22 protein-coding genes are annotated in these 22,700 nt (G+C 43.1%); 9 read left to right on the plus strand and 13 right to left on the minus strand.

Translation table 11 applies throughout. The annotated features are described in order from the left end of the window. Positions 1 to 77: 77 nt before the first annotated feature. The 3 genes from dxs to xseB are packed head-to-tail and all read right to left on the minus strand — an operon-like array spanning position 78 to position 3,105. Positions 78 to 1,946, minus strand: a complete 1,869-nt coding sequence (gene dxs / locus L3V25_RS08940; protein WP_237295040.1) for a 1-deoxy-D-xylulose-5-phosphate synthase — start codon at positions 1,944 to 1,946, stop codon at positions 78 to 80. Positions 1,947 to 1,973: 27 nt separating this feature from the next. Beyond that, positions 1,974 to 2,858, minus strand: a complete 885-nt coding sequence (gene ispA, locus L3V25_RS08945) for a (2E,6E)-farnesyl diphosphate synthase (protein ID WP_237295041.1) — start codon at positions 2,856 to 2,858, stop codon at positions 1,974 to 1,976. A gap of 1 nt (position 2,859) precedes the next feature. Beyond that, positions 2,860 to 3,105 carry an exodeoxyribonuclease VII small subunit gene (gene xseB / locus L3V25_RS08950; RefSeq protein ID WP_237295042.1) on the minus strand — a complete coding sequence of 82 codons (246 nt, stop codon included), beginning with the start codon at positions 3,103 to 3,105 and terminating at the stop codon, positions 2,860 to 2,862. A 243-nt stretch (positions 3,106 to 3,348) separates the two neighbouring features. On the opposite strand from xseB, the gene thiI reads away from it, so the two are divergent. The 5 genes from thiI to rlmM all read left to right on the plus strand — a co-directional run bounded on the left by thiI (position 3,349) and on the right by rlmM (position 8,357). Beyond that, complete coding sequence (thiI, locus tag L3V25_RS08955; RefSeq protein ID WP_237295043.1) at positions 3,349 to 4,797, plus strand: tRNA uracil 4-sulfurtransferase ThiI; 1,449 nt, start codon at positions 3,349 to 3,351, stop codon at positions 4,795 to 4,797. Between the two features lie 416 nt (positions 4,798 to 5,213). Next, positions 5,214 to 6,167: a transcriptional regulator GcvA gene (locus tag L3V25_RS08960; RefSeq protein WP_237295044.1), complete on the plus strand. Its 954-nt coding sequence runs from the start codon at positions 5,214 to 5,216 to the stop codon at positions 6,165 to 6,167. Then, entirely contained in the window at positions 6,164 to 6,811 is a 648-nt protein-coding gene (locus tag L3V25_RS08965) for an alpha/beta fold hydrolase (protein WP_237295045.1), read from the plus strand. Before L3V25_RS08960 ends, L3V25_RS08965 begins: the two co-directional genes overlap by 4 nt. Positions 6,812 to 6,825: 14 nt before the next feature. Continuing rightward, on the plus strand, positions 6,826 to 7,269 hold the full coding sequence (locus tag L3V25_RS08970) for a DUF423 domain-containing protein (RefSeq protein WP_237295046.1): 444 nt from the start codon (positions 6,826 to 6,828) through the stop codon (positions 7,267 to 7,269). Then, on the plus strand, positions 7,266 to 8,357 hold the full coding sequence (gene rlmM / locus L3V25_RS08975; RefSeq protein ID WP_027696891.1) for a 23S rRNA (cytidine(2498)-2'-O)-methyltransferase RlmM: 1,092 nt from the start codon (positions 7,266 to 7,268) through the stop codon (positions 8,355 to 8,357). Before L3V25_RS08970 ends, rlmM begins: the two co-directional genes overlap by 4 nt. A 144-nt stretch (positions 8,358 to 8,501) precedes the next feature. Here rlmM and xni read toward each other — a convergent pair whose 3' ends face one another. The 4 genes from xni to queF all read right to left on the minus strand — a co-directional run bounded on the left by xni (position 8,502) and on the right by queF (position 14,265). Next, positions 8,502 to 9,269, minus strand: coding sequence for a flap endonuclease Xni (gene xni / locus L3V25_RS08980; RefSeq protein WP_237295047.1), 768 nt, complete (start codon positions 9,267 to 9,269; stop codon positions 8,502 to 8,504). Between the two features lie 95 nt (positions 9,270 to 9,364). Continuing rightward, positions 9,365 to 10,720, minus strand: coding sequence for a nucleotide 5'-monophosphate nucleosidase PpnN (gene ppnN, locus L3V25_RS08985; protein ID WP_237295048.1), 1,356 nt, complete (start codon positions 10,718 to 10,720; stop codon positions 9,365 to 9,367). Positions 10,721 to 10,870: 150 nt separating this feature from the next. After that, positions 10,871 to 13,156 (minus strand): tetratricopeptide repeat protein, encoded by a 2,286-nt coding sequence (locus tag L3V25_RS08990; RefSeq protein WP_237295049.1) that lies wholly within the window; start codon positions 13,154 to 13,156, stop codon positions 10,871 to 10,873. Between the two features lie 239 nt (positions 13,157 to 13,395). Then, entirely contained in the window at positions 13,396 to 14,265 is an 870-nt protein-coding gene (gene queF / locus L3V25_RS08995) for an NADPH-dependent 7-cyano-7-deazaguanine reductase QueF (protein ID WP_237295050.1), read from the minus strand. An 86-nt stretch (positions 14,266 to 14,351) separates the two neighbouring features. Here queF and syd point away from each other — a divergent pair, with 86 nt between their 5' ends. Together syd and L3V25_RS09005 are read left to right on the plus strand one after the other, a co-directional pair. Further along, positions 14,352 to 14,897, plus strand: coding sequence for a SecY-interacting protein (gene syd, locus L3V25_RS09000; protein WP_237295051.1), 546 nt, complete (start codon positions 14,352 to 14,354; stop codon positions 14,895 to 14,897). Positions 14,898 to 14,909: 12 nt separating this feature from the next. Continuing rightward, positions 14,910 to 15,695 carry a Zn-ribbon-containing protein gene (locus tag L3V25_RS09005; protein WP_237295052.1) on the plus strand — a complete coding sequence of 262 codons (786 nt, stop codon included), beginning with the start codon at positions 14,910 to 14,912 and terminating at the stop codon, positions 15,693 to 15,695. 223 nt (positions 15,696 to 15,918) lie between these two features. On the opposite strand, the gene L3V25_RS09010 is transcribed toward L3V25_RS09005, so the two are convergent. Genes L3V25_RS09010 through L3V25_RS09025 form a run of 4 tightly spaced genes read right to left on the minus strand, consistent with a single transcriptional unit; the run spans position 15,919 to position 18,130 of the window. Further along, positions 15,919 to 16,371, minus strand: a complete 453-nt coding sequence (locus L3V25_RS09010) for a YaiI/YqxD family protein (protein WP_237295053.1) — start codon at positions 16,369 to 16,371, stop codon at positions 15,919 to 15,921. A gap of 1 nt (position 16,372) precedes the next feature. After that, positions 16,373 to 16,654 carry a hypothetical protein gene (locus L3V25_RS09015; RefSeq protein WP_237295054.1) on the minus strand — a complete coding sequence of 94 codons (282 nt, stop codon included), beginning with the start codon at positions 16,652 to 16,654 and terminating at the stop codon, positions 16,373 to 16,375. 56 nt (positions 16,655 to 16,710) lie between these two features. Next, a complete protein-coding gene (locus L3V25_RS09020) occupies positions 16,711 to 17,022 on the minus strand; it encodes a DUF3301 domain-containing protein (protein ID WP_027696900.1) in 312 nt (103 codons plus the stop codon). A gap of 34 nt (positions 17,023 to 17,056) precedes the next feature. Next, positions 17,057 to 18,130, minus strand: coding sequence for a DUF3549 family protein (locus L3V25_RS09025; protein ID WP_237295055.1), 1,074 nt, complete (start codon positions 18,128 to 18,130; stop codon positions 17,057 to 17,059). Positions 18,131 to 18,211: 81 nt separating this feature from the next. Between L3V25_RS09025 and L3V25_RS09030 the strand changes: the two genes are divergently transcribed. Beyond that, a complete protein-coding gene (locus tag L3V25_RS09030) occupies positions 18,212 to 18,526 on the plus strand; it encodes a YqcC family protein (protein WP_237295056.1) in 315 nt (104 codons plus the stop codon). Positions 18,527 to 18,549: 23 nt separating this feature from the next. Then, positions 18,550 to 19,311 carry a tRNA pseudouridine(65) synthase TruC gene (gene truC, locus L3V25_RS09035; RefSeq protein WP_237295399.1) on the plus strand — a complete coding sequence of 254 codons (762 nt, stop codon included), beginning with the start codon at positions 18,550 to 18,552 and terminating at the stop codon, positions 19,309 to 19,311. Positions 19,312 to 19,517: 206 nt separating this feature from the next. Here truC and L3V25_RS09040 read toward each other — a convergent pair whose 3' ends face one another. Together L3V25_RS09040 and glnD are read right to left on the minus strand one after the other, a co-directional pair. After that, on the minus strand, positions 19,518 to 19,901 hold the full coding sequence (locus L3V25_RS09040) for a DUF3461 family protein (RefSeq protein ID WP_237295057.1): 384 nt from the start codon (positions 19,899 to 19,901) through the stop codon (positions 19,518 to 19,520). Positions 19,902 to 19,972: 71 nt separating this feature from the next. Beyond that, a complete protein-coding gene (glnD, locus tag L3V25_RS09045) occupies positions 19,973 to 22,600 on the minus strand; it encodes a bifunctional uridylyltransferase/uridylyl-removing protein GlnD (RefSeq protein ID WP_237295058.1) in 2,628 nt (875 codons plus the stop codon). Between the last annotated feature and the right edge of the window lie 100 nt (positions 22,601 to 22,700).

Genomic DNA, 22,700 nt, shown 5'->3' on the forward strand with positions numbered 1-22,700 from the left:
ATCAAAACAAAAATGGCTCAATACCTATCACCACTTTGAGGTGACCAGTATTGAGCCATTTTTTATTGTTTTAGTTTTTAACCCAAATAAGCCTTTACCTGCTTCTCAATGCCTTTAGCATCCAAGCCTAGCTCTTGATACAGCTCATCTTGGGTGCCTTGCTGGACAAAGCGATCAGGCAAACCTAGTTGCAGCACAGGTTTAATTTGCTTACGTTGCATGAGAAGCTCTATCACACCAGAGCCTGCACCGCCGGCAATCACGTTCTCTTCTAGGGTAACTAGTACGTCGTGTTCTGCTGCTAGTTTCAATACTAATTCTTTATCGAGTGGCTTAACAAAGCGCATATCGGCAACAGTAGCATCAAGGTTTTCAGCTGCTTTTAATGCTTCTGGTAAGAAGGTACCAAAAGATAAAATCGCCACTTTCTTGGCTGAGCTTTCTTTGATGATACGACCTTTACCAATCTCAAGTTCTGTCATGTCAGTTTGAATGTCAGCACCACAACCTGAACCGCGAGGGTAACGCACCGCACTAGGGCCTTGGTGTTTATGGCCAGTGTAGAGCATTTGGCGACATTCGTTCTCATCACTTGGCGCCATGATCACCATGTTTGGAATGCAACGCATAAAGCTTAAATCAAATGCACCTTGGTGAGTTTGACCATCTGCGCCAACTAAGCCTGCACGGTCAATGGCAAACATCACAGGTAAATCCATGATTGCCACATCGTGGATCAGTTGATCGTAACCACGCTGTAGGAAGGTTGAGTAGATCGCCACAATCGGGTGTTGACCGGCAATCGCCATACCTGAAGCAAGCGTGACAGCATGTTGCTCTGCAATCGCCACATCAAAATATTGCTGTGGGAATTCTTTTGAAAAACGCACCATGCCAGAACCTTCGCGCATCGCTGGAGTGATCGCCATGAGCTTAGGATCTTGCGCGGCCATATCACACAGGAAGTCGCCGAAAATTTTAGAGAAAGTGGGCTTACCACCGCTGCTTTTTGGCAGTGAGCTTTCTTCCGGGTTGAATTTCGGTACGCCGTGATAACCAATCGGATCTTTTTCCGCAGGCTCATAGCCTTTGCCTTTTTTGGTCATCACATGCAAAAACTGAGGGCCTTTTAAGCCGCGCATGTTCTTTAATGTTTTGACCAGCTCTTTAACGTCATGACCATCGATTGGGCCAATGTAGTTAAAGCCAAGCTCTTCAAACATGGTTCCTGGAACGACCATGCCTTTTAGATGTTCTTCGGTTCTACGTACCAGCTCTTTAATTGGCGGTACATTCGATAGCACTTTCTTACCACCTTCACGGATGGAGGTGTAGAAGTTGCCAGTAAGCAGTTGAGCTAAGTGATTGTTGAGTGCACCAACGTTCTCAGAAATCGACATTTCGTTATCGTTTAAGATCACTAGCATATCAGCGTGCACATCACCGGCGTGGTTCATTGCTTCAAATGCCATACCTGCGGTAATCGCACCATCACCAATCACGCTCACCACTTTACGATCTTTGCCTTCTTTCTGCGCGCTGATCGCCATACCTAATGCGGCACTGATTGAAGTAGAAGAGTGACCAACCGACAGCGTGTCATATTCACTTTCACCGCGCCATGGGAAAGGGTGTAAGCCATCTTTTTGACGGATAGTTGGCATGAGCTCACGGCGACCAGTTAAAATTTTATGCGGGTAGGCTTGGTGGCCTACATCCCAGACCAGTTGATCAAATGGGGTGTTATAAACATAGTGAAGCGCGACAGTCAGCTCAACTGTGCCTAGGCCGGATGCGAGATGGCCACTTGATTGGCTTACTGAATTGAGCAAATAAGTACGCAGCTCATCACATAGCGGAGATAAGCTTTCTTTTGGTAAGGTACGCAACTCATCAGGTGTATTGGCAAGTGCGAGTGTTGGATACTTTGATATATCAAGAGTCATAAAATTTTAGCGCTTAATTAGAGTATTTTAATGGCTGCGTTCGACGGCGTATCGAGCGAACTCTTCGAGTGACTGAGTATTGTAAGGTACAGCCTGTAGTGCTTGAAGCGCTTCTTGTAACAAGTCTTGCGCTTTTTGCTGGGCTCCCTCTAATCCTAGCAGAGCAGGATAGGTACTCTTGTTTAAATTTTGATCGGAACCTTGAGGCTTTCCTAAGGTTTCGGTGTCGCTAATAATATCTAGGATGTCATCTTGAACTTGGAAAGCAAGCCCGACCGCTTCTGCATAACGGTCTAGATGCGGCATAACTTCAATGCCTTTTTGTCCGGCGCAAAATGCCCCCATACGGATTGCACATTTAATCAGAGCGCCGGTTTTGTTTCTGTGGATTTCTTCTAATTCTTCAATAGAGACTAGGCGATTTTCTGCTTCAAGATCGAGAGACTGACCCATGCACATGCCTAATGAACCAGAAGCATTGGCCAGTTCTTTGATTAACTGAATACGTTGAGGCTCACTGACTTCGGCTAAACAACCTTCCGCTAGGATAGTAAATGCAAGAGTTTGTAGCGCATCACCGGTTAAGATCGCGGTCGCTTCATCAAATTCGATATGGCAAGTCGGCTGTCCACGGCGCAGTTCATCATCATCCATGGCGGGTAAATCATCATGGATTAGCGAATAAGCATGAATACATTCAATAGCTGATGCTGGTGTATCTAATTGCTCTAGAGTTAAGCCAAACATTTGCCCTGTGATATAAACCAAATACGGACGAGCACGTTTGCCGCCAAGCAGTAAGCCGTAGCGCATGGCTTTAGTCAGCGTTTGATTCTGATGCGGAATACTATCTAACCACAAGTTTAGCTGCTGGTTATTTCGTGCTTGGTAGTCAGCCAGTGAAATGCTCATATTAAATGTCACTTTCAGGGTCAAAGGGGATCAGTTCTGACTCATCGTCATCTTTTAGCAAAATCTCAACGCGTTGCTCAGCTTCGGTTAATTTGGTTTGGCTAGAACGAGCAAGGGCAATACCACGTTCAAATTTCTTTAATGCGTCTTCCAAATCTAAATCGCCATTTTCAAGTTGATTAACTAAGGCATCTAGCTCGGTTAATGACTCTTCAAAGCTCATGTTTTCAGGTTTTTTGCTCGCCATGTGGATTCTGCTTATATAGATGATCTGGAAAGGGCTAATTGTATTTGACCTAGCAGAGGTGAAACAAGGGTTAATCTGCTTTTTATCCTAAAATTGGCAGGAAATTGTGGCCTAGAGGGGCTAGAGAGGAAATACATTCCGCCTAGATGAATTGTCGTGTATAATTTTGCGCCTTAGTTTTGGCGTTATCTGAATTGAATTTAGCCATAATGTCGAATAATCCGATAAAAAGTGAATCATGATATGAAGTTTATTGTAAAACCCCATCCAGAAATTTTTGTTAAAAGTGACTCGGTTCGTAAGCGTTTCACTCGCACACTGGAGCGTAATCTTCGCAATATTATCCAGCGCGAAACAGAATCTGTTGCGGTATTAAACCGTCGTGATCACATCGAAATCGCTGCCAATAGCGATGAATATTACGATAAAGTGCTTGAGATCATTACGCACACGCCAGGTATTCATCACTCGCTTGAAGTGTTGCAGTCTGAGTTTACCGACCTGCACAATATCTATGAGCAAGCATTAGAACAAAGCCGCGAACTTATCGAAGGGAAAACCTTTGTCGTGCGTGTTAAGCGCCGTGGTCAACATGATTTCACTTCGATTGAAGTAGAGCGTTATGTTGGTGGTGGTTTAAACCAAGCGGTTGAATCTGCTCGTGTGAAATTGACTAAGCCAGAAGTGACCGTCAATTTAGAAATTGCCAATGAGAAGTTAAACCAAGTGATCGCTCGCCATAAAGGTTTAGGCGGTTTCCCTCTTGGTACTCAAGAAGATGTATTGAGCTTAATTTCTGGTGGTTTTGACTCAGGTGTTTCCAGTTACCTACATATCAAACGTGGTTCTAAGACCCATTACTGTTTCTTTAATTTAGGTGGCCCTGCACACGAAATCGGCGTGAAGCAAGTAGCACACTTCTTATGGAAGAAATACGGTTCTTCAGCCAAAGTGAAGTTCATCGCGGTAGATTTTGAGCCTGTTGTTGCTGAAATTCTTGAAAACGTTGATGACGGCCAAATGGGCGTAGTGCTTAAGCGTATGTTTATGCGTGCAGGCGGCATGGTTGCTGAGAAGTTCGGCATTGAAGCATTAGTGACGGGTGAGGCGTTAGGTCAAGTATCAAGCCAAACGCTAACGAACCTACGCTTGATTGATAATGTAACGGATACTTTGATTCTTCGTCCTCTGATTAACTGGGATAAAGAAGATATTATCAACGTTGCTCGTCAAATCGGCACCGAAGATTTTGCTAAAGTGATGCCTGAATACTGTGGCGTGATCTCTAAAAAGCCAACAGTGAAAGCGGTTAAAGCGAAACTTGAAAAAGAAGAATTGAATTTCAACTTCGATATTCTTGAGCAAGTGGTCGCCAATGCTCGCGTGATGGATATCCGTGACATTGAAACCGAAAGCCAAGAACAAGCGCCAGAAGTAGAACAAGTTGCAGAGATTGCTGAGCAAGCGGTCGTTCTGGATATTCGTAGCCCTGATGAAGAGGATATGAATCCATTAGAAATTGATGGTGTTGAGATTAAACACTTACCTTTCTATAAGTTAGCGACTCAGTTTGGCGACCTTGATCAGAGTAAGCAATACTTATTGTACTGTGACCGTGGTGTGATGAGCCGTTTACAAGCCTTGTATCTTAAAGATTTAGGCTATAACAACGTGAAGGTTTATCGCCCGTAACGCTAGATAGAATAAACAAAAACGTCGGCTTTTTAGTCGGCGTTTTTTTATCTCTGTAAATTATCAATCACATTGGTTTGATGGTTTTCAGGCATAAAAAAAGCACAGCTAGAATAAATCTAACTGTGCAGAAATTTGATTCACTATCAAATAATCAGGACTCAGTGGTAATGAGGGAGTATTACCATTGGTCATAAAACTCAAAAGAGTTAATGCAAACACAACATTAGCATTAGTCAATCACAGATTTACAGGTTTGGAATAAATGCTGTAACTCATTAATGTGGGATGAAATATAGAGTTTTCATGGCACTTCAGCAATGGACAATTTATAATGCTTCGCATGAGAAAAATTAATGCGTAATAATGTTGTTAAAACAATGCTGTTATTTGACTACTAAATAAAGGTTTGATTTATGGCTAGACGTTTACCCCCTTTGAATTCATTACGTGTGTTTGAAGCAGCTGCTCGGTACTTGAGTTTTACTCGCGCAGCAGAAGAACTTTTTGTTACACAAGCAGCGGTCAGTCACCAAGTAAAAGCATTAGAAGAATTTTTAGGTATCAAGCTATTCCGACGTCGTAATCGATCTTTATTGCTGACAGAAGAAGGGCAGAGCTACTTTTTAGATATCAAAGATATTTTTACTTCGATTTCTGACGCCACCGATAAGGTGTTAGAGCGTAGTGAAAAAGGCGCCTTGACCATTAGTTTAACTCCAAGTTTTGCCATTCAATGGTTAGTACCACGTTTAGCTGACTTTAATGCTCAAGAGCCCGATATCGATGTGCGCATCAAAGCGGTCGATATGGATGAAGGCTTGCTTTCTGACGATGTTGATGTAGCGATCTACTATGGTCGTGGCAATTGGCCGGGTGTGCGTGCGGATAAACTGTATTTAGAATGTTTGATCCCAGTTTGCTCACCACAACTACTCCTCGGTAGTAAGCCATTAAATTGTTTAGCCGACATAAAAAACCATACCTTGCTGCATGATAGTTCGCGTAAATATTGGAAGCAGTTTACTAAAGAGCATGATATTGAAGGCGTTAACGTGAATCACGGTCCAATATTCAGTCACTCAACTATGGTGATCCAAGCGGCAATGCATGGCCAGGGCATCGCGCTAGTGAATAATGTGCTTGCCCAGCCTGATTTAGATTCTGGTCGTTTAGTGCAGCCATTTGATGAAGTTTTGATCAGTAAAAATGCTTTCTATGTGGTGTGTGATACTAAGCAAGCCGATGTTGGGCGCGTAGCAACGTTCCGAGATTGGATGCTTAGCAAAGCGGCCAGTGAGCAAGACCAACTACTCGATGAAATCGGCGAAGAAATTGGCAGTGTCAGTGATACTGAGGAGAAAGCATGAGTCTAGAGTCACAACAACATAAAATCATGATTGATGGTGATGACAAGGCGGCAGTGACGGTATTACTTGCCCATGGTGCTGGCGCAGGAATGGATCATGAATTTATGTCTGACATGGCCGAAAAGTTAGCGGCTCACGGAGTACGGGTAGTGCGATTTAATTTCCCTTATATGGTGACTCGCGCACAAGATGGTAAAAAAAGACCGCCCGATCGTGCCCCGAAACTATTGGCGGATTTTGAAGAAAAAATTAATGCTTTTCACCGCGAAGGACAGCATTTATTTTTGGTGGGTAAATCGATGGGCGGGCGCATGGCCAGTCATTTATCGGAACATCCATTAGTGACCGGAGTGATGTGTTTAGGTTTTCCTTTTCATCCGCCGGGTAAGCCTGAGAATTATAAAGGCGAGCATTTAGTTAATATCACTAAACCGACGTTAATTTTACAAGGTGAGCGCGATACTTTTGGCACTAAAGAGGAATGCCAGTCATTTGCTTTTTCGGATGCCATTCATGTCGATTTCATTCCCGATGGCGATCATAGCTTAAAGCCTAGAGTAAAATCCGGTTTTACCGAGCAAGGTAATCGAGCATTAGCGGTCAGCAAAATGATGGCCTTTATTGAACAGCATACGCAAAACTAAATAAGAGAGAAATTATGTCTATTTCAAAATGCAGAGGTCAGAAAATTCTCGCCTTTGCTGGGTTTTCTGGGCTAGTTACCGTGGCACTCGGTGCCTTTGCCGCGCATGGTTTATCGCATCGCTTACCTGAGTATCTACTCGGTGTGTTTAAAACTGGAGTACAATATCAAGCGTGGCATACTTTTGCGCTGTTGGCGTGTGGAATTATTTTGATGATTACTGCGCCGAATTCTGCTTCTTCGTCAGCTGAATACTCAGAGAAAGGGCGTAAAGGTGTGGCATATGCTGGTATTTGCTTTATCATCGGCATCCTTTGTTTCAGTGGCAGCTTATATGCGCTGGCTTTAACAGGAATAAAATGGTTTGGCCCAATTACCCCATTAGGCGGTGTGTTTTTTATGTTGGGCTGGATTATCTTTGCTCTATCCGTTTTACGATTAAATAAGGTGACACTGTGAAACACGTTTTACTTTACTGCCGCTCTGGTTTTGAAAAAGAATGCGCAGGAGAAATCCAAGATAAAGCCAATAACTTAGAGATTTTTGGTTTTCCCCGTGTGAAAAAACAATCGGGTTACGTGCTTTTTGAGTGTTACCAAGAAGGTGATGCGGATAAGCTGATCAAACTTCTCGACTTTAAAGCGCTGATCTTTGCTCGCCAGATGATTGCGGTGGCAGATGCATTAACCGATTTGCCGACAGAAGATCGCATTTCGCCAATTTTAGCGGCGATTGAAGCGCAGGAAAAATTCCCAACCTGCGGTGATATTCGTGTGGAAACGCCAGATACCAACGAAGCGAAAGAATTACTGAAATTCTGCCGTAAGTTCACCGTACCAATGCGTAGTGCAATGCGTGGTAAAGGCTTCTTGTTTGCTAAAGATAATGCCAAAAAGCCAGTATTACATGTGTGTTTTGTCGCGCCGGGGCATTGCTATGTCGGTTACTCATTATCCCAAAACAACTCACAGTTTTTTATGGGTATCCCACGTTTAAAATTCCCATCTGATGCACCAAGTCGCTCAACGTTGAAACTGGAAGAAGCATTTCATGTTTTCATTCCTAAAGAAGAGTGGGATACACGCTTAGCTCCAGGTATGTGGGCGGTTGATTTAGGCGCTTGCCCGGGCGGTTGGACGTATCAATTAGTTAAGCGTTCTATGTTTGTTCACGCGGTGGATAATGGCGCAATGGCGCAAAGCTTGATGGATACTGGTCAGGTTAAATACCACGCAGCCGATGGCTTTAAATTTGAGCCTGCTAAGAAGAATGTTACTTGGTTAGTATGCGATATGATCGAGAAACCATCTCGCGTTGCTCAACTAATGGGTGAATGGTTGATTCGTGGTCTAGCCAAAGAAGCGATCTTTAACTTAAAACTGCCGATGAAAGGCCGTTACGATGAAGTATTGGAAGACATTGAAAACTTGAAGATTTTCTTTAAAGAAAACGATGTACCTTTCAAACTGCAAGCGAAACATTTGTACCATGACCGTGAAGAAATCACCGTGCATGTGCAGATCTTGAAGAATATTTCGCCATATTAATTTACAGCGAGCGCTGCGCTTCTTGGGCGCTGCGCTTATCGTAGCTCGTGTTTCGATTAAACGAGCTACAATTTAATTCCGTTGTTGGCGTTTTGTCTTTTTCGAGATACGAGCAGCGTAGCGTCCTAGCTACGAGCCACGACGCTATTTTTCAAACCTCACATCCTGCAAATTAAATCCTAGCTTCATATCTGTCTGTAACGCTGCAATTCGTTTACAGGTGCGCGCAAGCTCAATATGTTCATCAAACTTTTTACGGTATTTAGGTACTAAATCTTCAGCGGCGTAAGCGGTTTCTATATCGCCATATTGCTGCAATATTTCTTTAGCTGCTTTCGGCCCAATACCGGGAATGCCGGGAACCTTGCTTGAGCTAATGCCGACTAATCCCCAGTAATCGGCAAGTTGTTCGGGTTTTACGCCAAATTCTTGCTCGATAAATGGCGCATCTAACCAGCGGTGTTGGAAATAATCGCGAATTTGAATATTGGGTGAGAGAAGTTGGCAGTAGCCTTTATCGGTTGAGATGATGGTGGCTTTCTCGCCTGCCGATGCGACCTTGTATGCAAGCGTTGCCACTAAGTCATCGGCTTCATCGCCATCGGAAAGTAATGAATCTATGCCAAGCTCCCACCAAGCAGATTGGATCTTTTCTAACCCGGCAAGGAGCGGTGCGGGCATTGGCTTGCGGTCTTCTTTATAGCTAGGTAGGACTTGTGCTCGCCAGCCTCGGTCTTGCAGATGATGATCAAATACCGCAATGATATGGGTCGGTTGCGATTCGGCTAGAATTTTATTGAGGGTTCGGCTGGTGGTAGTGATAGTACGGTCAATGTCGTTGGCATCAGGTTGTGCAGAGTGCACTCGACGGATCAGGTTGAGGGCATCGATGATCACCAAGTGAATTGACATAACTTCTCCTAACACAGAATAAAAATGGCTTTGATCTATAAAAAATCAAAGCCATTGTAGCAAATTCAGCGAGTTGTAGAGTTGAATTTTATTGCTTAACGAGCAACACGGTAACAAGGGATGTACTCAGAGCCCGGTAGTTTCATTCGTTGTTGTTCAACAAAGTCGTTCAATAAGGTATCCATTTTTTCCATCAAGTTACGGTCACCATCTATGATGAATGGGCCGTGTTTCTTAATTTCACGAATGCCTTCCGATTTTACGTTACCGGCAACAATCCCTGAGAACGCTTTGCGCAAGTTGGCGGCTAACTTTTCTGGTGGTTGATCTAGGTGTAGATCAAGTGCCGACATTGATTCATGTGTTGGTTCGAATGGTGCTTGGAAATCGGGCGCGATATGTAGTGACCAGTTGAAGCTATAGGCGTCTTCGTGAGACTTACGGTGCTCTTTCACTTTCGGCATTGCTTCTTTCATGATTCGCGCAGCTTTAGCGGGATCGCCAATCACGATTTGATAATGCTTTTGAGCTTCAGGGCCGAGTGTATCGTGGATGAATTGATCGATAGAGCGGAAGTAAGCTTCACTTTCTTTTGGTCCAGTAAGCACCAATGGCAAAGGTTGATCCGCATTATCTGGGTGCATCAATATACCGAGAATATACAGCAATTCTTCAGCGGTTCCCGGGCCACCAGGGAAGATGATAATCCCGTGACCTAAACGAACAAAACCTTCTAAACGCTTTTCGATATCTGGCATGATGATCAGTTCGTTGACGATTGGGTTAGGTGGCTCTGCCGCAATAATTGATGGTTCAGTTAAGCCAATATAGCGTTGATTTGAATAGCGCTGCTTAGCATGTCCAACCGCTGCGCCTTTCATTGGTCCTTCCATCGCACCAGGCCCACAACCGGTACAGATGTTCATTTCACGCAAACCAAGTTCATTACCAACTTCACGAGTGTATTGATATTCAATAGGGTTGATTGAGTGGCCACCCCAGCAGACAACAAGATTCGGTTCGGTGCCGGTTTGCAGAGCTTTAGCATTGCGTAAAATGCCGAATACTTGGTTGGTGATTTGCGTGGAGTCGGTTAGGTGTAGGCGCTGGCTATCCGCCAAGTGTACGTGCAAAAAGACAATGTCTCGCAACACTGAGAATAGGTGGGCTTGAATCCCTTTAATGATGGTACCGTCAACGAAAGCATGCTCAGGTGGATCGGTTAACTCAAGTTTGATACCACGTTCACGGCGTAGTACTTCAATTTCAAATGATTCATTTAATTTTAGTAGCTGTTCAGAATCATCAGTATGGCTGCCCGAGTTTAAGACCGCGAGAGAACAGCTGCGATAAAGCTGGTAGAGATCACTTGAAGCGGCTTTTTTTAACTTGCTAACTTCTAATTGAGACAATAAATCTAAACTGCCCATCGGGCTAATTTGAGTAATCATAGAAAGCTCCTTTTCACCGATTATGAATTATGATTGTTTCGGTAGGTTCTTTCACATTACACAGGTTTGCTCTATTTCGCTATATTCCGTGAATAATATTTATTGATAAGTGAGTGATCTCAATGACATTCTTTTAGGCTGCCAAACACATTAACGCTTTTGGTTGCTTTCATCGTTACGCAAAATGGCTTTGGCAATTTCATCATGCCCACCAGAAGTATGAATTTTGATTAAACCTTGCTCGACCGCCTGTTCACAAGCATGGCGAATATCAGTGCTAGCAAAACTGGCGGCAGGCGCATTTTCTATAGCGGTTAAGTGTACCCAGTTAGAAGGCTCTTTGGGGAAGTAACGCTTTTTGATTTTTCGTGCCAGATAAATCGCCATAAAGAGTATATCAATCAGCTCTTTATCATTGATGGCGGTGTATGCGCGCGGTAAAAACGGGTACTCAGCCATACCCATTCTAAAGTGGCGATCTATATTTTGGTTTGGCTCAAATTGATTGATCCAATGTTGAATTTTTTCACAGAAATATTCCGGCGTATCTTGTGCTTCGCCTTTAGGTTCTATGTATAAAAACAATCCATCAGAAAAGTGATATAAGCGAGCTGGCTTGATGATTAAACCCTTTATGTAGCTCCCGAATTGCTTTTCAACATTAAGACCAGCTTGATAGCCTTGTCTTAAATAGACATTGCGGAGAAATGGAAAGTCGAACATCACAAAGTTTAAGCGGTCGCTTAATGGTTCATTAATTAACTCACCAAGTCGCCATTGCTCAAATACCGCATTACTACGCTCCAATGATTTTGGCAGTTTGGCATTCAATAGCTTGAGGTTTTGTAGACCAGATCTAGGGTGGGTATACAAATCAATCGTTTGAGTTTCAACTTCATCACGTATTTTTTGATTTAAATAGCCACGGCGAATCACTAAACATAGCAGCATAAAAGCAACGATCCCTAGGATAATCGTGGCACGCTGATATTTAGCATATTGTGTATCGAGATAAATTAAATCATCTTCAAGACCAGCATAGTGCAGTGATTTTTCAATGATGTCTTTTTGCTGACGAAATACATCTTCATTGATGGCGTTAAACTGATCTTGTTGGTTTTGCCATAGTCGCTGATATTGTTGCTGCATGCTTAATGCTTGCTGGTAATTTTCACCTTGTTGATAAGCTTCCGACAGCACTTGATAAGCATACATTTGTAAGTGTTTATCTTGCGTTTTTTCAGCAATATTTAAAGCATTCTCACTACTTGAAATCGCGACTTTTATTTCTTTTTTAGCGAGAGAAATCGCGCCTCTAAGTAGTAGTGTTTTTGCTTTTAGTTCTGCATTACTACTTTGTTCAGCGAGGGTTTCTGCTTTGACTAAATAGTCTTCAGCGTGGGTCAGATCAAATAGCTTCAAATAGGTTTTTGAAATATCAATTCGTAGCTGGATGACTTGTTTGATGTCTCTTTGATTGGTTTCGTTATCAAGCAGGTTTAAATAATTCACTAACGCTAAATTGTATTTTCCTTGGTTAAAGAAAATATCAGCCATTAATTGTACGGTGTCAGAAAGAGGCGCGGAGTGCGGGTAGGCATCATAAAAGTCTGCCGCTTCAGTGGCATGTTCAAGTGCTTTATCAAATACTTGGCGAGTAAAAAATAACTGAGCCAGTAATAGGTTAGTGCGAGCTAATTCAATACTATCGCTCTCTTCTATCGCAGACCAATAGGCGGTGAGGAGTTCAGTTAAAGACTGATCGTACTGGTTTTTGGATAAATAATGCTGACCTAAACGTAAGTGGTAGTCGATAGTCAAAGGAACCGATCTCGCACTGGTTAAATAATTATGTGCTTGTTGAAAGGCGGTTTCTGCTTTGACGTCATGACCTAAGTAGCTGTTCATTTCAGCTTCTAACATATTCAGTTGGTACAAGGTTTCTTGTTGCCAATGTTTATTGGTGGTTTCTTCCTCGACTTGTATTTTGAGTTGATCAACATCTTGTTGTACACGTTCGAGATCTTTGGTCCATTGCCAAAGTAATTTTGCATATTCTAACTTAGTGGTGAGTAGTGGTTGGGTAACTTGATACTTTATCGCTAAGGCTTCTGCTTCTTTTAAGGTAATAAAGGCTAGGTTTTGTTCGCCTAATACGTAGTAGGCACTAGCCATAATTTGCAGTGCTTCAATGGTCGTTGAAGGTGTACGAATGGTCTTTTCACTGCCTTCTCGTGACAAGGTGTAGTCTTGGTTTTTAGTAGAGACTATTTTGCGCGTAGCAATATATTGCTTAGTAATATCTAAGGACTGTTCGGGAGTGACGCTAAGCAATTTATGGGCTTCATTGAGGATAGGAGAGAGGTAGACTTTGGCCTGAAGCGCAGAGCTGAATGTCAGCATAAAAGCGAAACATATCCAAAGGATCTTTTTCATAGTTACATTATCTCTAAGAAGCGGTACGGGTAAATGAAACCCAAGCTATCTAAAGTGCTCTCAATTCGGCATTTTTAGGTCACTTGGGTTTGAATAGCTTAGCATTATTGCGACAGCTTGTTGAGTCGCAAGTGAGAATAAGCCTACATTTGTGGGATGGTAGCTTAGTCGGATGATCGATTAGTTAGATGATCGCTTAGTTGGATCATCACTTAGCGGAATAATCGCTCTGTACGTGGTTATTGACGGGCCATTCGAGTCATTTGGCTCGGTCTAGTGAGATGAGTGGAACGAAATGGATTGATATCCAGCCCACCGCGACGGGTATAGCGCGCATAAACACTCAATTTTTCCGGTTGGCAGTATTTCATGATGTCGCAAAAAATACGCTCTACACATTGTTCATGGAATTCGTTGTGCTCACGGAATGATACTAGATAGCGTAGTAGTGCTTCTTGATTGATTTTGTTGCCGGTGTATTCGATTTCAACACTACCCCAATCAGGTTGATTGGTAATTAAGCAGTTCGATTTCAACAAATGACTATGTAAGCACTCACTGACCTCTTGATGACTGGTAGAACCTACAAGATAGCTTTCGTCGAATTGGTAGTCTGTGATCTCAATATCTTGCTCATCAATGCATTGACCTTGCATCGTAGTGATAGGCTGCTGAGTGTAATGGCTTAGCGGGCGTAGTGTGACCTCTACAGCTTCTCCTGCGCAATTAGATAAGTCTTGCGCGATAATTTGCTCAACTTGCTGCCAAGATTCAAAACGAGTTTGGTTGAAGCTATTGAGGTAGAGTTTGAAAGATTTAGATTCAATCAAGTTAGGGCTAGTCGGCGGTAGAATCACATCACCAATTGCTACTTGTGGTAGACCTTTGTTGTTTAGCCATGAAAGCTCATAAAGCGTCCAAATATCGCCGCCGACAAAAGGTAGAGCAGTAGAATCATTTAACCCCAAATCATCACGATTTAAGCTACGTGGAACCGGTTGCAAAAGGCTTGCATCATAGTCATGGCTATATTGTGTTGCTTGACCTAATGTTAATCCTTGCAATTCTTTGGCATTAGCATATTTTGTCTGCTTTGATGAGTGGGTCATGATACTTCTCTTATCCGAAATTTGTTTGAATATTACTGAATCAAAAGTTAGCTGTCACTAAGTCAATAAGCCCAAGGGAGTCCTAAATGAATCACAATATTGCCCAGGCATTAGCGGTTTTAACCACAGAATTTGTGGATAAATGGCAGGAGGCTTATAAAAGCTTTCCTATCGCCAATGAGATGGAGGGCATTCCTTCACCTTGCGTGCAACGTACTGATGGCCAAAATGTTGAATGGCTACCTCAAGAGCGTGATGAGTTAGCGGATTTCAGCAAGTTAGAACGCGGCATTGAGCTAATTATTCACCCTGATGCAAAGACTTTTTATGGTTCACAGTATAGCGCCGATCTCACTTTGTCTTGGAAAAGCAAGCCATTCACTCTACTGCAAGTGTGGAGTGATGAAGATTTTATTGGTCTACAAGAAAATATTTTAGGCCACCTAGTGACGCAGCGCCGTTTAAAATTAAAACCAACCATTTTTATTGGCACCACGGATGCCGAGTTGGATGTGATTTCAATCTGCAATATTTCTGGTGAAGTGATTTTAGAGCGATTAGGAACCGATAAGCGTGATGTGCTATCGCCTAATATCGAGCAGTTTTTATTACAATGCCAAGCAGAAGTGTAGTCGGGGTTTTAAGTGTACGTAGTTGAATTACGATTTGAGTGTTTTGATAACACCACTATCGATGCGGTAGAAAAAGCGATTAACGGTTTATTTGATGCTTTGCGTTATAACGGCCAGATTCTCGGGCGTGAGTTTCCAATTATTATTGGTGATGGTGAGTTTCGCGCTCGTTTAATTTGCCCTGAAGCGAATAGCTTGCACGCTGATTACCATTCCGATTATGTCAAAGTCTGCTTACAGCGATTAACAGAGGCAAAAGTATTAGCACCCAAAGTAAAAGTACTAGGGCAAGATCTTAACTCTGAGCAAACAGTGTCATTTGATGAGCAAAACACACCGAGTTGGCAGGTTTTATATACTACCTTTGTTCATTCATGCTCACCATTACGCTGCGGGGATACTTTTAGGCCTATCCCTTTGTATCACAATCCACCTACCTTAAATGGCGATCATAAGTCGTTAGTTAAATGGCAAACCGAGTGGCAAGCATGTGATGAATTGCAAATGGCAGGTGCGTGTGAAGCTGAACATGCAGGCTTGAAAGAGATTGCTCAAGTAGACAGTGATTTATTCCGCCGAGGATGGGATCTACGTGGTCGACTAGAGTACATCACCAAAATTCCAACCTATTATTATTTATATCGAGTCGGTGGTGAAAGCTTGCAAGCCGAGCAGAATCGACCTTGCCCTCGCTGTGGTAGTGATTGGAAACTCGAACAACCGCTGCATGATATCTTCTATTTCAAATGTGATGATTGTCGGATTGTATCGAATTTGTCTTGGGATCATTTGAAGTAATTATTAGACGGCGCTTAGACATTAGGGACGGTGGAATCGTTGCTCGTGACTAGGGCGCTTCGCTACTCGTAACTCGGGGAAGGTGCTGTAAATTTAGCGTAATAAATCAGAAATTAACTCGCTTTATATTTTTCAAGGAACTGAAATCTTTCAACGAGCAACGAGCAACGAGCAACGAGCAACGAGCAACGAGCAACGAGCAACGAGCAACACCGCGGCCGAGCTACGAGTTCCGGCTCTTCGCCAATATCCTATCCAAATGATTAGCAAACTCACGCTTATCGGTTTGGGAGAGTGGCGGTGGTCCTCCGCTTTGAACACCACTTGAACGCATGGTATCCATAAAATCACGAATATTTAGACGAGCTTTGATAGTGTCTTTGGTATAAAGCTCACCGCGCGAGCTTAATGCTTGGCCGCCTTTGGTGATCACTTCATCTGCTAATGGAATATCAGATGTGATCACTAGATCTCCCGGTTCGGTTCTACGGACGATTTCATTGTCCGCAATATCAAAACCACTCTCGACTTGTACACTATGAATGTTATTGCGCTTCGGTACTGGCACTAAGTGGTTGGCAATAAAAGTTGTGGTAATGCCGGTGCGCTCTGCCGCGCGACAGATAGTTTCTCTGATGGTCTTTGGACACGCGTCAGCATCAACCCAAATTTTCATGTTATTTCCCTTCTAGCGCGATTAAGCGCTGAGTCAATTCTTGCACTTGTTTTTCTAATTGGGCAATGCGCTCTTCTGCTGATAGGGCGGTTTTCTCACTGGCAATTTCTACTTTAGGTACTTTGTTGGATGACTTCCAAGACTTTAACGTGGCGATAATGGCAGGCATTGGAACAGGCATTGAAAGTCTAGATTTAACTAATGCCACGCTTGGCTGCTTACCTTCTTCGGTGATGGCAGAAAGTACTCTATGTAGTTCTTGTGTTACATCGTGTGTTTGCATGTTTCGGATCTCTTTAGTCTTGTCAGCTTAGTCTTGTCAGCTTGGTCTTTTTCGAGTTAGTCACTTTCGACAATACGGTAGGGCGGAAGCATAAACTTGGCTACTTTAAAGCCAACCATAATCGCTCGGCCTTGGTAATAGTCGTCACCGCGGGCGGAAAATTCAAACTGATATAAAGAATGAAATTGAAAACGCCCGTCCGGTAAACGTAATTGATAACGTAATAGCGACACCGACAGTAGTTGTAAATCGAGTTGCCCACAATGACGAGCAATCGCCTTATGTGCTAGTTCCGATTGCCTACGTTGTTGCCAAAATAGGAAAGCGATGAATACCACCAAAAGGATCATCAGTAAGTCGGTTATCATTGGCTATCCTTATCCATTATGTTATCTGATGAAATTATTGAGCAGATTTGGTTTGCTGCTGTAGTGCGTAAAGAGCATTCGCCAATTCAGGGCTTGGGGTATGGCTAAGTAGAGGCAAGAAGGTAAAGCGCAAGTCTGGGATCATGACTAAATCGGCAAACAGTTGGTTAAATAAATCTTGGTTTTTGGTCTGAGCTAGGCGTAGTAAGAATTTGACTGCGCGCGCTTCGGTATTCAATTGTGCCCAACAACGGCCGGCAATCGCAATTAACACTTCTGCGTGACAAAGCCTTTCATCGGCGAGCACTTTTTCAAGGATAGTAATAAGTTGCTCAGAGTTTGCTCCTGATAAGGCACGAATATACGCGGATAATAAAAATAGATCGGGCTGCGCTTTTTCACATTCTTGTTCAGCCAGTTCTAATAATCGTTGTGCTAGTTTGTCAGGGATCTCAACGTGTTCTAGAGCGCCAAGTAAAGCGTATAGGGCAGGGTGATTAGCGCTATCTTCTGCGAGTTTGCTTAGTGCCTTACGAATCGCCACACCGTTTTGTTGATCTGATAAACGGCTACACATGTCGGTAATACCTTGTAAGCCAACGGTCTGCCAATTATTCCAACCTAGATCACCGGTAAAGTAATGCTGAGCATGTTCATAATATTGGCTGGTGGATAGGCCTAGATCGGCTCGAATGACACTATGGAAAACCGCCATTTTGTCGTCATTTGGTTTGAAAGTGTATGGATTATTGGCTAAATGCTGTTGCTGTTCTTCGGTGAGATCTTGAGTTAACAGTGCGCCACTTGCTTTTACCGAGAAAGCCTCTGTCACGTACTTTAAAAAGTTACCAATATCAGTTTGATTGAGTAGTCCGCGCTCATCGAGAGGGAATTTTAAGAACCAAATCCAAGGTTGCTGGCTGTCATTCCAATAGGCAATGGCTAGGTTGGCATAACGCTGCAATGGGTAAGGGTAAGGTTTTTGCCCCATTTCAACTTGCTGGAAATCTTTGGTTTCAATCGCTTGAATGCGTCGCCCTAAATCAAAAATTTTAAACTGGCACTGACTTTGTTCTAATAGTTGGCTTAGGTTGTGTATTGCATTCATATAAGCTTCCAGTTTAATTCGAGTATATAATTCGTTATGAAATGGTATCTTATACCCAGAATATCAAGGGGTGGGAACAAAATGAACGAATATATTGAATTAACCGATGTACTTGAGCAGCTTGAAGATAAACTGATTCAATTGTCGTTATGGGAAGAGCAACCGCCGACTCAGAAAGCGTTAAGTAGCGATCAACCATTTGCATTAGATACACTTCAACCAACCCAATGGTTGCAATGGATTTTTCTACCTAAAATACGTGAGCTTATTGAATCACAATCTGAAGTGCCGATTGGCTTTGAAGTTAGCCCTTATTTTGAACAAGCCATGGAAGATAAAGATCATCGTGATGCCTTGTTACCAATCCTAAATCAATTAGATGAAACCGTAAGATGAATATAGAAAATCCCCCTGAGTTGATGGATGAGTCGCAAGAAGCCGTTGTTGAAACTGTAGAGTTAGAAGTGGTTTATCGTGACGAGTATTTCATTGCGGTTAATAAGCCGGCTGGAATGCTAGTGCACCGCTCGTGGCTTGACCGTCATGAGACGCAATTTGTGATGCAAACCTTGAGAGATCAAATTGGTCAGCATGTTTTTCCTTTGCATCGACTCGATCGCCCAACTTCTGGTGTCCTACTGTTTGCACTATCGAGTGAGTTTGCCGCAAAAGCCGCGCCAATGTTTGCCGAACATCAATTCAGCAAAACTTATCATGCCATTGTACGTGGCTGGATTGAAGAGGGCGATCGCCTCGATTACCCACTGAAAAAAGAGCAAGACAAAATAGCCGATAAATTTGCCTCAAAAGAGGTGGAAGCCCAGTCTGCAATAACTGACTACCAACCATTAGCTAAAGTGGAAGTGCCCCATTCAACAGGCCGCTTTCCAACTAGTCGTTTTTGCTTAGTTGAAATGCAACCACTAACCGGACGCAAACACCAATTACGCCGCCACATGGCGCACCTACGTCACCCTATCTTGGGCGATACTTCTCATGGTGACGGTAAACAAAACCGTTTATTTAGAGAGGTTTATAACGCGAACCGCTTGATGCTGCATGCCAGTAAATTGGAGTTTGTGCATCCTTATACTGATGAGACTATCGTTATTGAAGCGAAGTTTGATGAGGTGTGGGAGCGTCTATTGAAAGAGTTTGGTTGGAGGATTTGTTTCGAGTAAAAAGAGTATCGGAGCTCGAATCTCGGGCGTTTCACTGCTCGTAACTCGGAAAAGCGCGTACCTCAATATATGAAACAGAGTGTCATCCTGAAAAGCGACGTAGGAGCGCAGTTCAGGATCTCTTACAACCACTGAGGTTCAAGGGAGCCGAAAAGAATCATTGGCATTAGTATGGTCAACCGCACAATCTTCTCGGCTCTCGGAACTTATTGCAACTTCTCTAAATCAGCTTCAATCTCTGCAATTTTCCCTGCCACTACTTTTTCTAGGTGACGTAAATCAGTCAAGATTTTGTGTTTGATATCAGCACTGTCTAATTCTTTTGGTTTGGTGATCTGGTTTAATTCAGTCATCACTTGGGTGAGGTTTGGGCTCACTTCGGTGGTTTCTTTATATTGGCCAGATTGGTTATTTACCCGAATATTTTTGCGCTGACGTGGGTATTTGAATTTTAAGCTTTTGGCAAACAACTCACCTTTTTGTTTATGGAAGTAAACTTTTAATACATCCACTTGGGCTTCTTGGCGCAAGCTGTAACGAGCAATGAGGGATGTGTCTGGAATACCAAGTTTCTTTAAATTTGGATACATAAATCATTTACCTCTAGTTAGAACAAAAGATGAATGTTGCGGTTTACTTTCAGTATAGTGACAAGCAATAACTATTCATGTGGCGATAAGGTTTTAATTGCCTCAACCAACTCAATTTTTAGTGCATCTTCTACTTCTGGCTCTAGTCGACCGCCGCTAGGTGAGGTGAGGATAAATAAATCCTCTGCTCGTTCGCCTATGGTGGTGATTTTTGCGCCGTGTAAGTTTACTCCTAGCTTGGCAAAGACTTGGCCAATCGTGGCTAAAAGCCCTGGAGTATCGAGTGCTACTAGTTCCATTAAACTGCGTTTACCAGTACGTGTTGGGATGAAATCGACACGAGTCTTAACATGAAAGTGTTTGAGTTTATTGGGTACTCTACGTGAGCGAGTATTGGCGCTGATTTTGCCATTTAAGACATCGGTGAGATATTGTTTGATTTGCTCGTGGCGGACATCTTCAACTGGGTCACCATTTTGGTCGAGCACCATAAAGGTATCTAGAGCATAGCCGTCTTTGCTGGTCATCACTTGAGCATCATGGATACTTAAGTTACGACGGTCTAGTTCGGCGGCCATCATACCAAATAAGCTAGCTTTATCTTTCGCGTAAATGAAAACTTCCGTACCACCACGTGTGGCATTCTTGCTGATCAGAACAAGTGGTTTATCGGCTGATTGAGTAAGTAGGTGCTCACTATGCCATGCGATTTGTTTTGCTGTGTGGCGTAAAAAGTAGTCGGCTTTAAATCGTTGCCACAGTACTTCAATTTCCCTTGGGCTGAAGTTTTCTTTACGTAGCATCGCAGCGGCCATGTGTTGGTTATGGCGAATGCGATCTCGCAAATCAACCGGGTTTTCTAGCCCTCTACGTAAAGCGCGTTGGGTTGAGTAGAATAGCTCAGCCAGTAGTGTTCGTTTCCAACTATTCCAGAGTTCTGGGTTGGTTGCGCAGATATCGGCAACGGTTAAGCAAACTAGATTTTCTAGGTATTCTTCATCACGGACTTTTTTGGCAAATTCGGTTATGACGTCTGGATCATAGATATCACGGCGCTGAGCAGTGACAGACATGAGAAGGTGATTTTGAACTAACCATGAAACGAGCTTGGCTTCTGGCTTTGATAAGTCATGTTCGATACAAAAATCATAAGCTTCTACGGCACCAATTTCGGAGTGATCACCACCGCGACCTTTACCAATGTCATGGAATATGGCAGCAATAATCAGCAAGTTTTTCTTCTGCATTCTCGGATAAACATCGCAGCATATTGGGTGTTTATCATGGTTGTCGATATTACTAAACGAGTGGATATGCTTGAGGACTCGCATGCTATGTTCATCGACGGTATAGACGTGGAATAGATCAAACTGCATTTGGCCAACGATTTGGCTCCATTGCGGTAAGTAGGCTGCTAGCACTCCCAAGCGGTGCATTAAACTGAAAGCTTTATGCAAGGAGTTTGGGTGGTTAATCAGTGCCATGAATTTTTCACGGGCAGCAGGAATAGTGTGTAAGAATCGATTCAGCCTACGTCTTGCTGTACGCAGTTGGCGCAAGGTCGGTGGGCTCACGCCTTCAATGGTTGAGTCATTGGCGATATGCAAAAACATATCCAAAATGGTTTCAGGTCTTGCTTGGAATAAAGCTGGCTTTCTCGCTTCGATTAATGAGCCGCGGCGCTGAAAGTCATCAGAAATAATGACCGCATCTGGTAGCTTTCCTTTGCTCATGATGGCTTGATCAAACAGCTTGAGCAGCATTTTATTGAGTTCGGCAACCCGACGTAGCGTTCGGTAAAACTCTTTCATCATCATTTCGATGGCGCGGTTACCTTCACCAGTAAAGCCTAAGTTTTCTGCCACGTTGGCTTGATGACCAAAAGTTAAGCGGTTGTCATAACGTTTCAATTCAATATGTAGCGCAAAGCGAACACGCCATAAGAAATTTTGGCATTCTAATAATTCGCGATATTCGGCGTCAGTTAAAAAGCCAGCGTAGCTCATCTCACGTAGTGAAGTCGCACCAAAATGACGGCGGGCGACCCAGCCTAAAGTATGAATGTCACGCAAGCCACCGGGGCTAGATTTAATATCCGGCTCTAAATTGTAAGTGGTGTCGTGATAGCGAGCGTGGCGTTCACGCTGTTCTTGGAGCTTGGCTTCATAGAAAACCTCACTAGGCCAAAAGCTGGCTGATGAAATCTGTTCAATGAGTTGGTTGTAGGTATCTTCGCAACCACATAAAAAACGCGCTTCTTGTAAATTGGTTGCAACGGTTAAGTCATCTTTACCGACGTGGATACATTCTTTTAGAGTGCGGACACTATGGCCAACTTCTAGGTGTAGATCCCATAGTAGAGTAATGAATTCACTGATTTTTTTGTTCACATCATCAGAGATCTTCTTCTCTGACAATACCAGAATATCAATATCAGACAGCGGATGAAGTTCAGAGCGGCCATAACCACCCACGGCAATTAAGCTGAGAGAGTTTACTTGTGCAAAACCAAAAAAGTCCCATAAGCGCTGAAGTATGGAGTCCATATAAGCAGAGCGTTCGTACACTAAATCTTGGACAGGTTGTCGCTGTTCTAAAAAGGCTTGTTTTTGATGTTGAGAAAACTGTTCCAATTGCTGTTTAAGCGCCATGGATGACAGTTGTTGAACATCTAGAGAGACGGGGGACTGATAAGTCATGAATGCATTCCTTGCAACAAGTAAGTCTACCTTGATACTACCTTTTCTCTAGGTAATAAAAAAGCCTTTATCAGAATGGAGATAAAGGCTTAATCTTTTC

It is taken from the genome of Vibrio sp. CK2-1 (assembly GCF_021726515.1).
GTDB lineage: Bacteria > Pseudomonadota > Gammaproteobacteria > Enterobacterales > Vibrionaceae > Vibrio.

Excerpts from the sequence above, each read along its gene's own strand:
- dxs (WP_237295040.1), bottom strand. The coding sequence starts at position 1,946 with ATGACTCTTGATATATCAAAGTATCCAACACTCGCACTTGCCAATACA.
- ispA (WP_237295041.1), bottom strand. The coding sequence starts at position 2,858 with ATGAGCATTTCACTGGCTGACTACCAAGCACGAAATAACCAGCAGCTA.
- xseB (WP_237295042.1), bottom strand. The coding sequence starts at position 3,105 with ATGGCGAGCAAAAAACCTGAAAACATGAGCTTTGAAGAGTCATTAACC.
- thiI (WP_237295043.1), top strand. The coding sequence starts at position 3,349 with ATGAAGTTTATTGTAAAACCCCATCCAGAAATTTTTGTTAAAAGTGAC.
- L3V25_RS08960 (WP_237295044.1), top strand. The coding sequence starts at position 5,214 with ATGGCTAGACGTTTACCCCCTTTGAATTCATTACGTGTGTTTGAAGCA.
- L3V25_RS08965 (WP_237295045.1), top strand. The coding sequence starts at position 6,164 with ATGAGTCTAGAGTCACAACAACATAAAATCATGATTGATGGTGATGAC.
- L3V25_RS08970 (WP_237295046.1), top strand. The coding sequence starts at position 6,826 with ATGTCTATTTCAAAATGCAGAGGTCAGAAAATTCTCGCCTTTGCTGGG.
- xni (WP_237295047.1), bottom strand. The coding sequence starts at position 9,269 with ATGTCAATTCACTTGGTGATCATCGATGCCCTCAACCTGATCCGTCGA.
- ppnN (WP_237295048.1), bottom strand. The coding sequence starts at position 10,720 with ATGATTACTCAAATTAGCCCGATGGGCAGTTTAGATTTATTGTCTCAA.
- L3V25_RS08990 (WP_237295049.1), bottom strand. The coding sequence starts at position 13,156 with ATGAAAAAGATCCTTTGGATATGTTTCGCTTTTATGCTGACATTCAGC.
- queF (WP_237295050.1), bottom strand. The coding sequence starts at position 14,265 with ATGACCCACTCATCAAAGCAGACAAAATATGCTAATGCCAAAGAATTG.
- syd (WP_237295051.1), top strand. The coding sequence starts at position 14,352 with ATGAATCACAATATTGCCCAGGCATTAGCGGTTTTAACCACAGAATTT.
- L3V25_RS09010 (WP_237295053.1), bottom strand. The coding sequence starts at position 16,371 with ATGAAAATTTGGGTTGATGCTGACGCGTGTCCAAAGACCATCAGAGAA.
- L3V25_RS09015 (WP_237295054.1), bottom strand. The coding sequence starts at position 16,654 with ATGCAAACACACGATGTAACACAAGAACTACATAGAGTACTTTCTGCC.
- L3V25_RS09020 (WP_027696900.1), bottom strand. The coding sequence starts at position 17,022 with ATGATAACCGACTTACTGATGATCCTTTTGGTGGTATTCATCGCTTTC.
- L3V25_RS09025 (WP_237295055.1), bottom strand. The coding sequence starts at position 18,130 with ATGAATGCAATACACAACCTAAGCCAACTATTAGAACAAAGTCAGTGC.
- L3V25_RS09030 (WP_237295056.1), top strand. The coding sequence starts at position 18,212 with ATGAACGAATATATTGAATTAACCGATGTACTTGAGCAGCTTGAAGAT.
- truC (WP_237295399.1), top strand. The coding sequence starts at position 18,550 with ATGGATGAGTCGCAAGAAGCCGTTGTTGAAACTGTAGAGTTAGAAGTG.
- L3V25_RS09040 (WP_237295057.1), bottom strand. The coding sequence starts at position 19,901 with ATGTATCCAAATTTAAAGAAACTTGGTATTCCAGACACATCCCTCATT.
- glnD (WP_237295058.1), bottom strand. The coding sequence starts at position 22,600 with ATGACTTATCAGTCCCCCGTCTCTCTAGATGTTCAACAACTGTCATCC.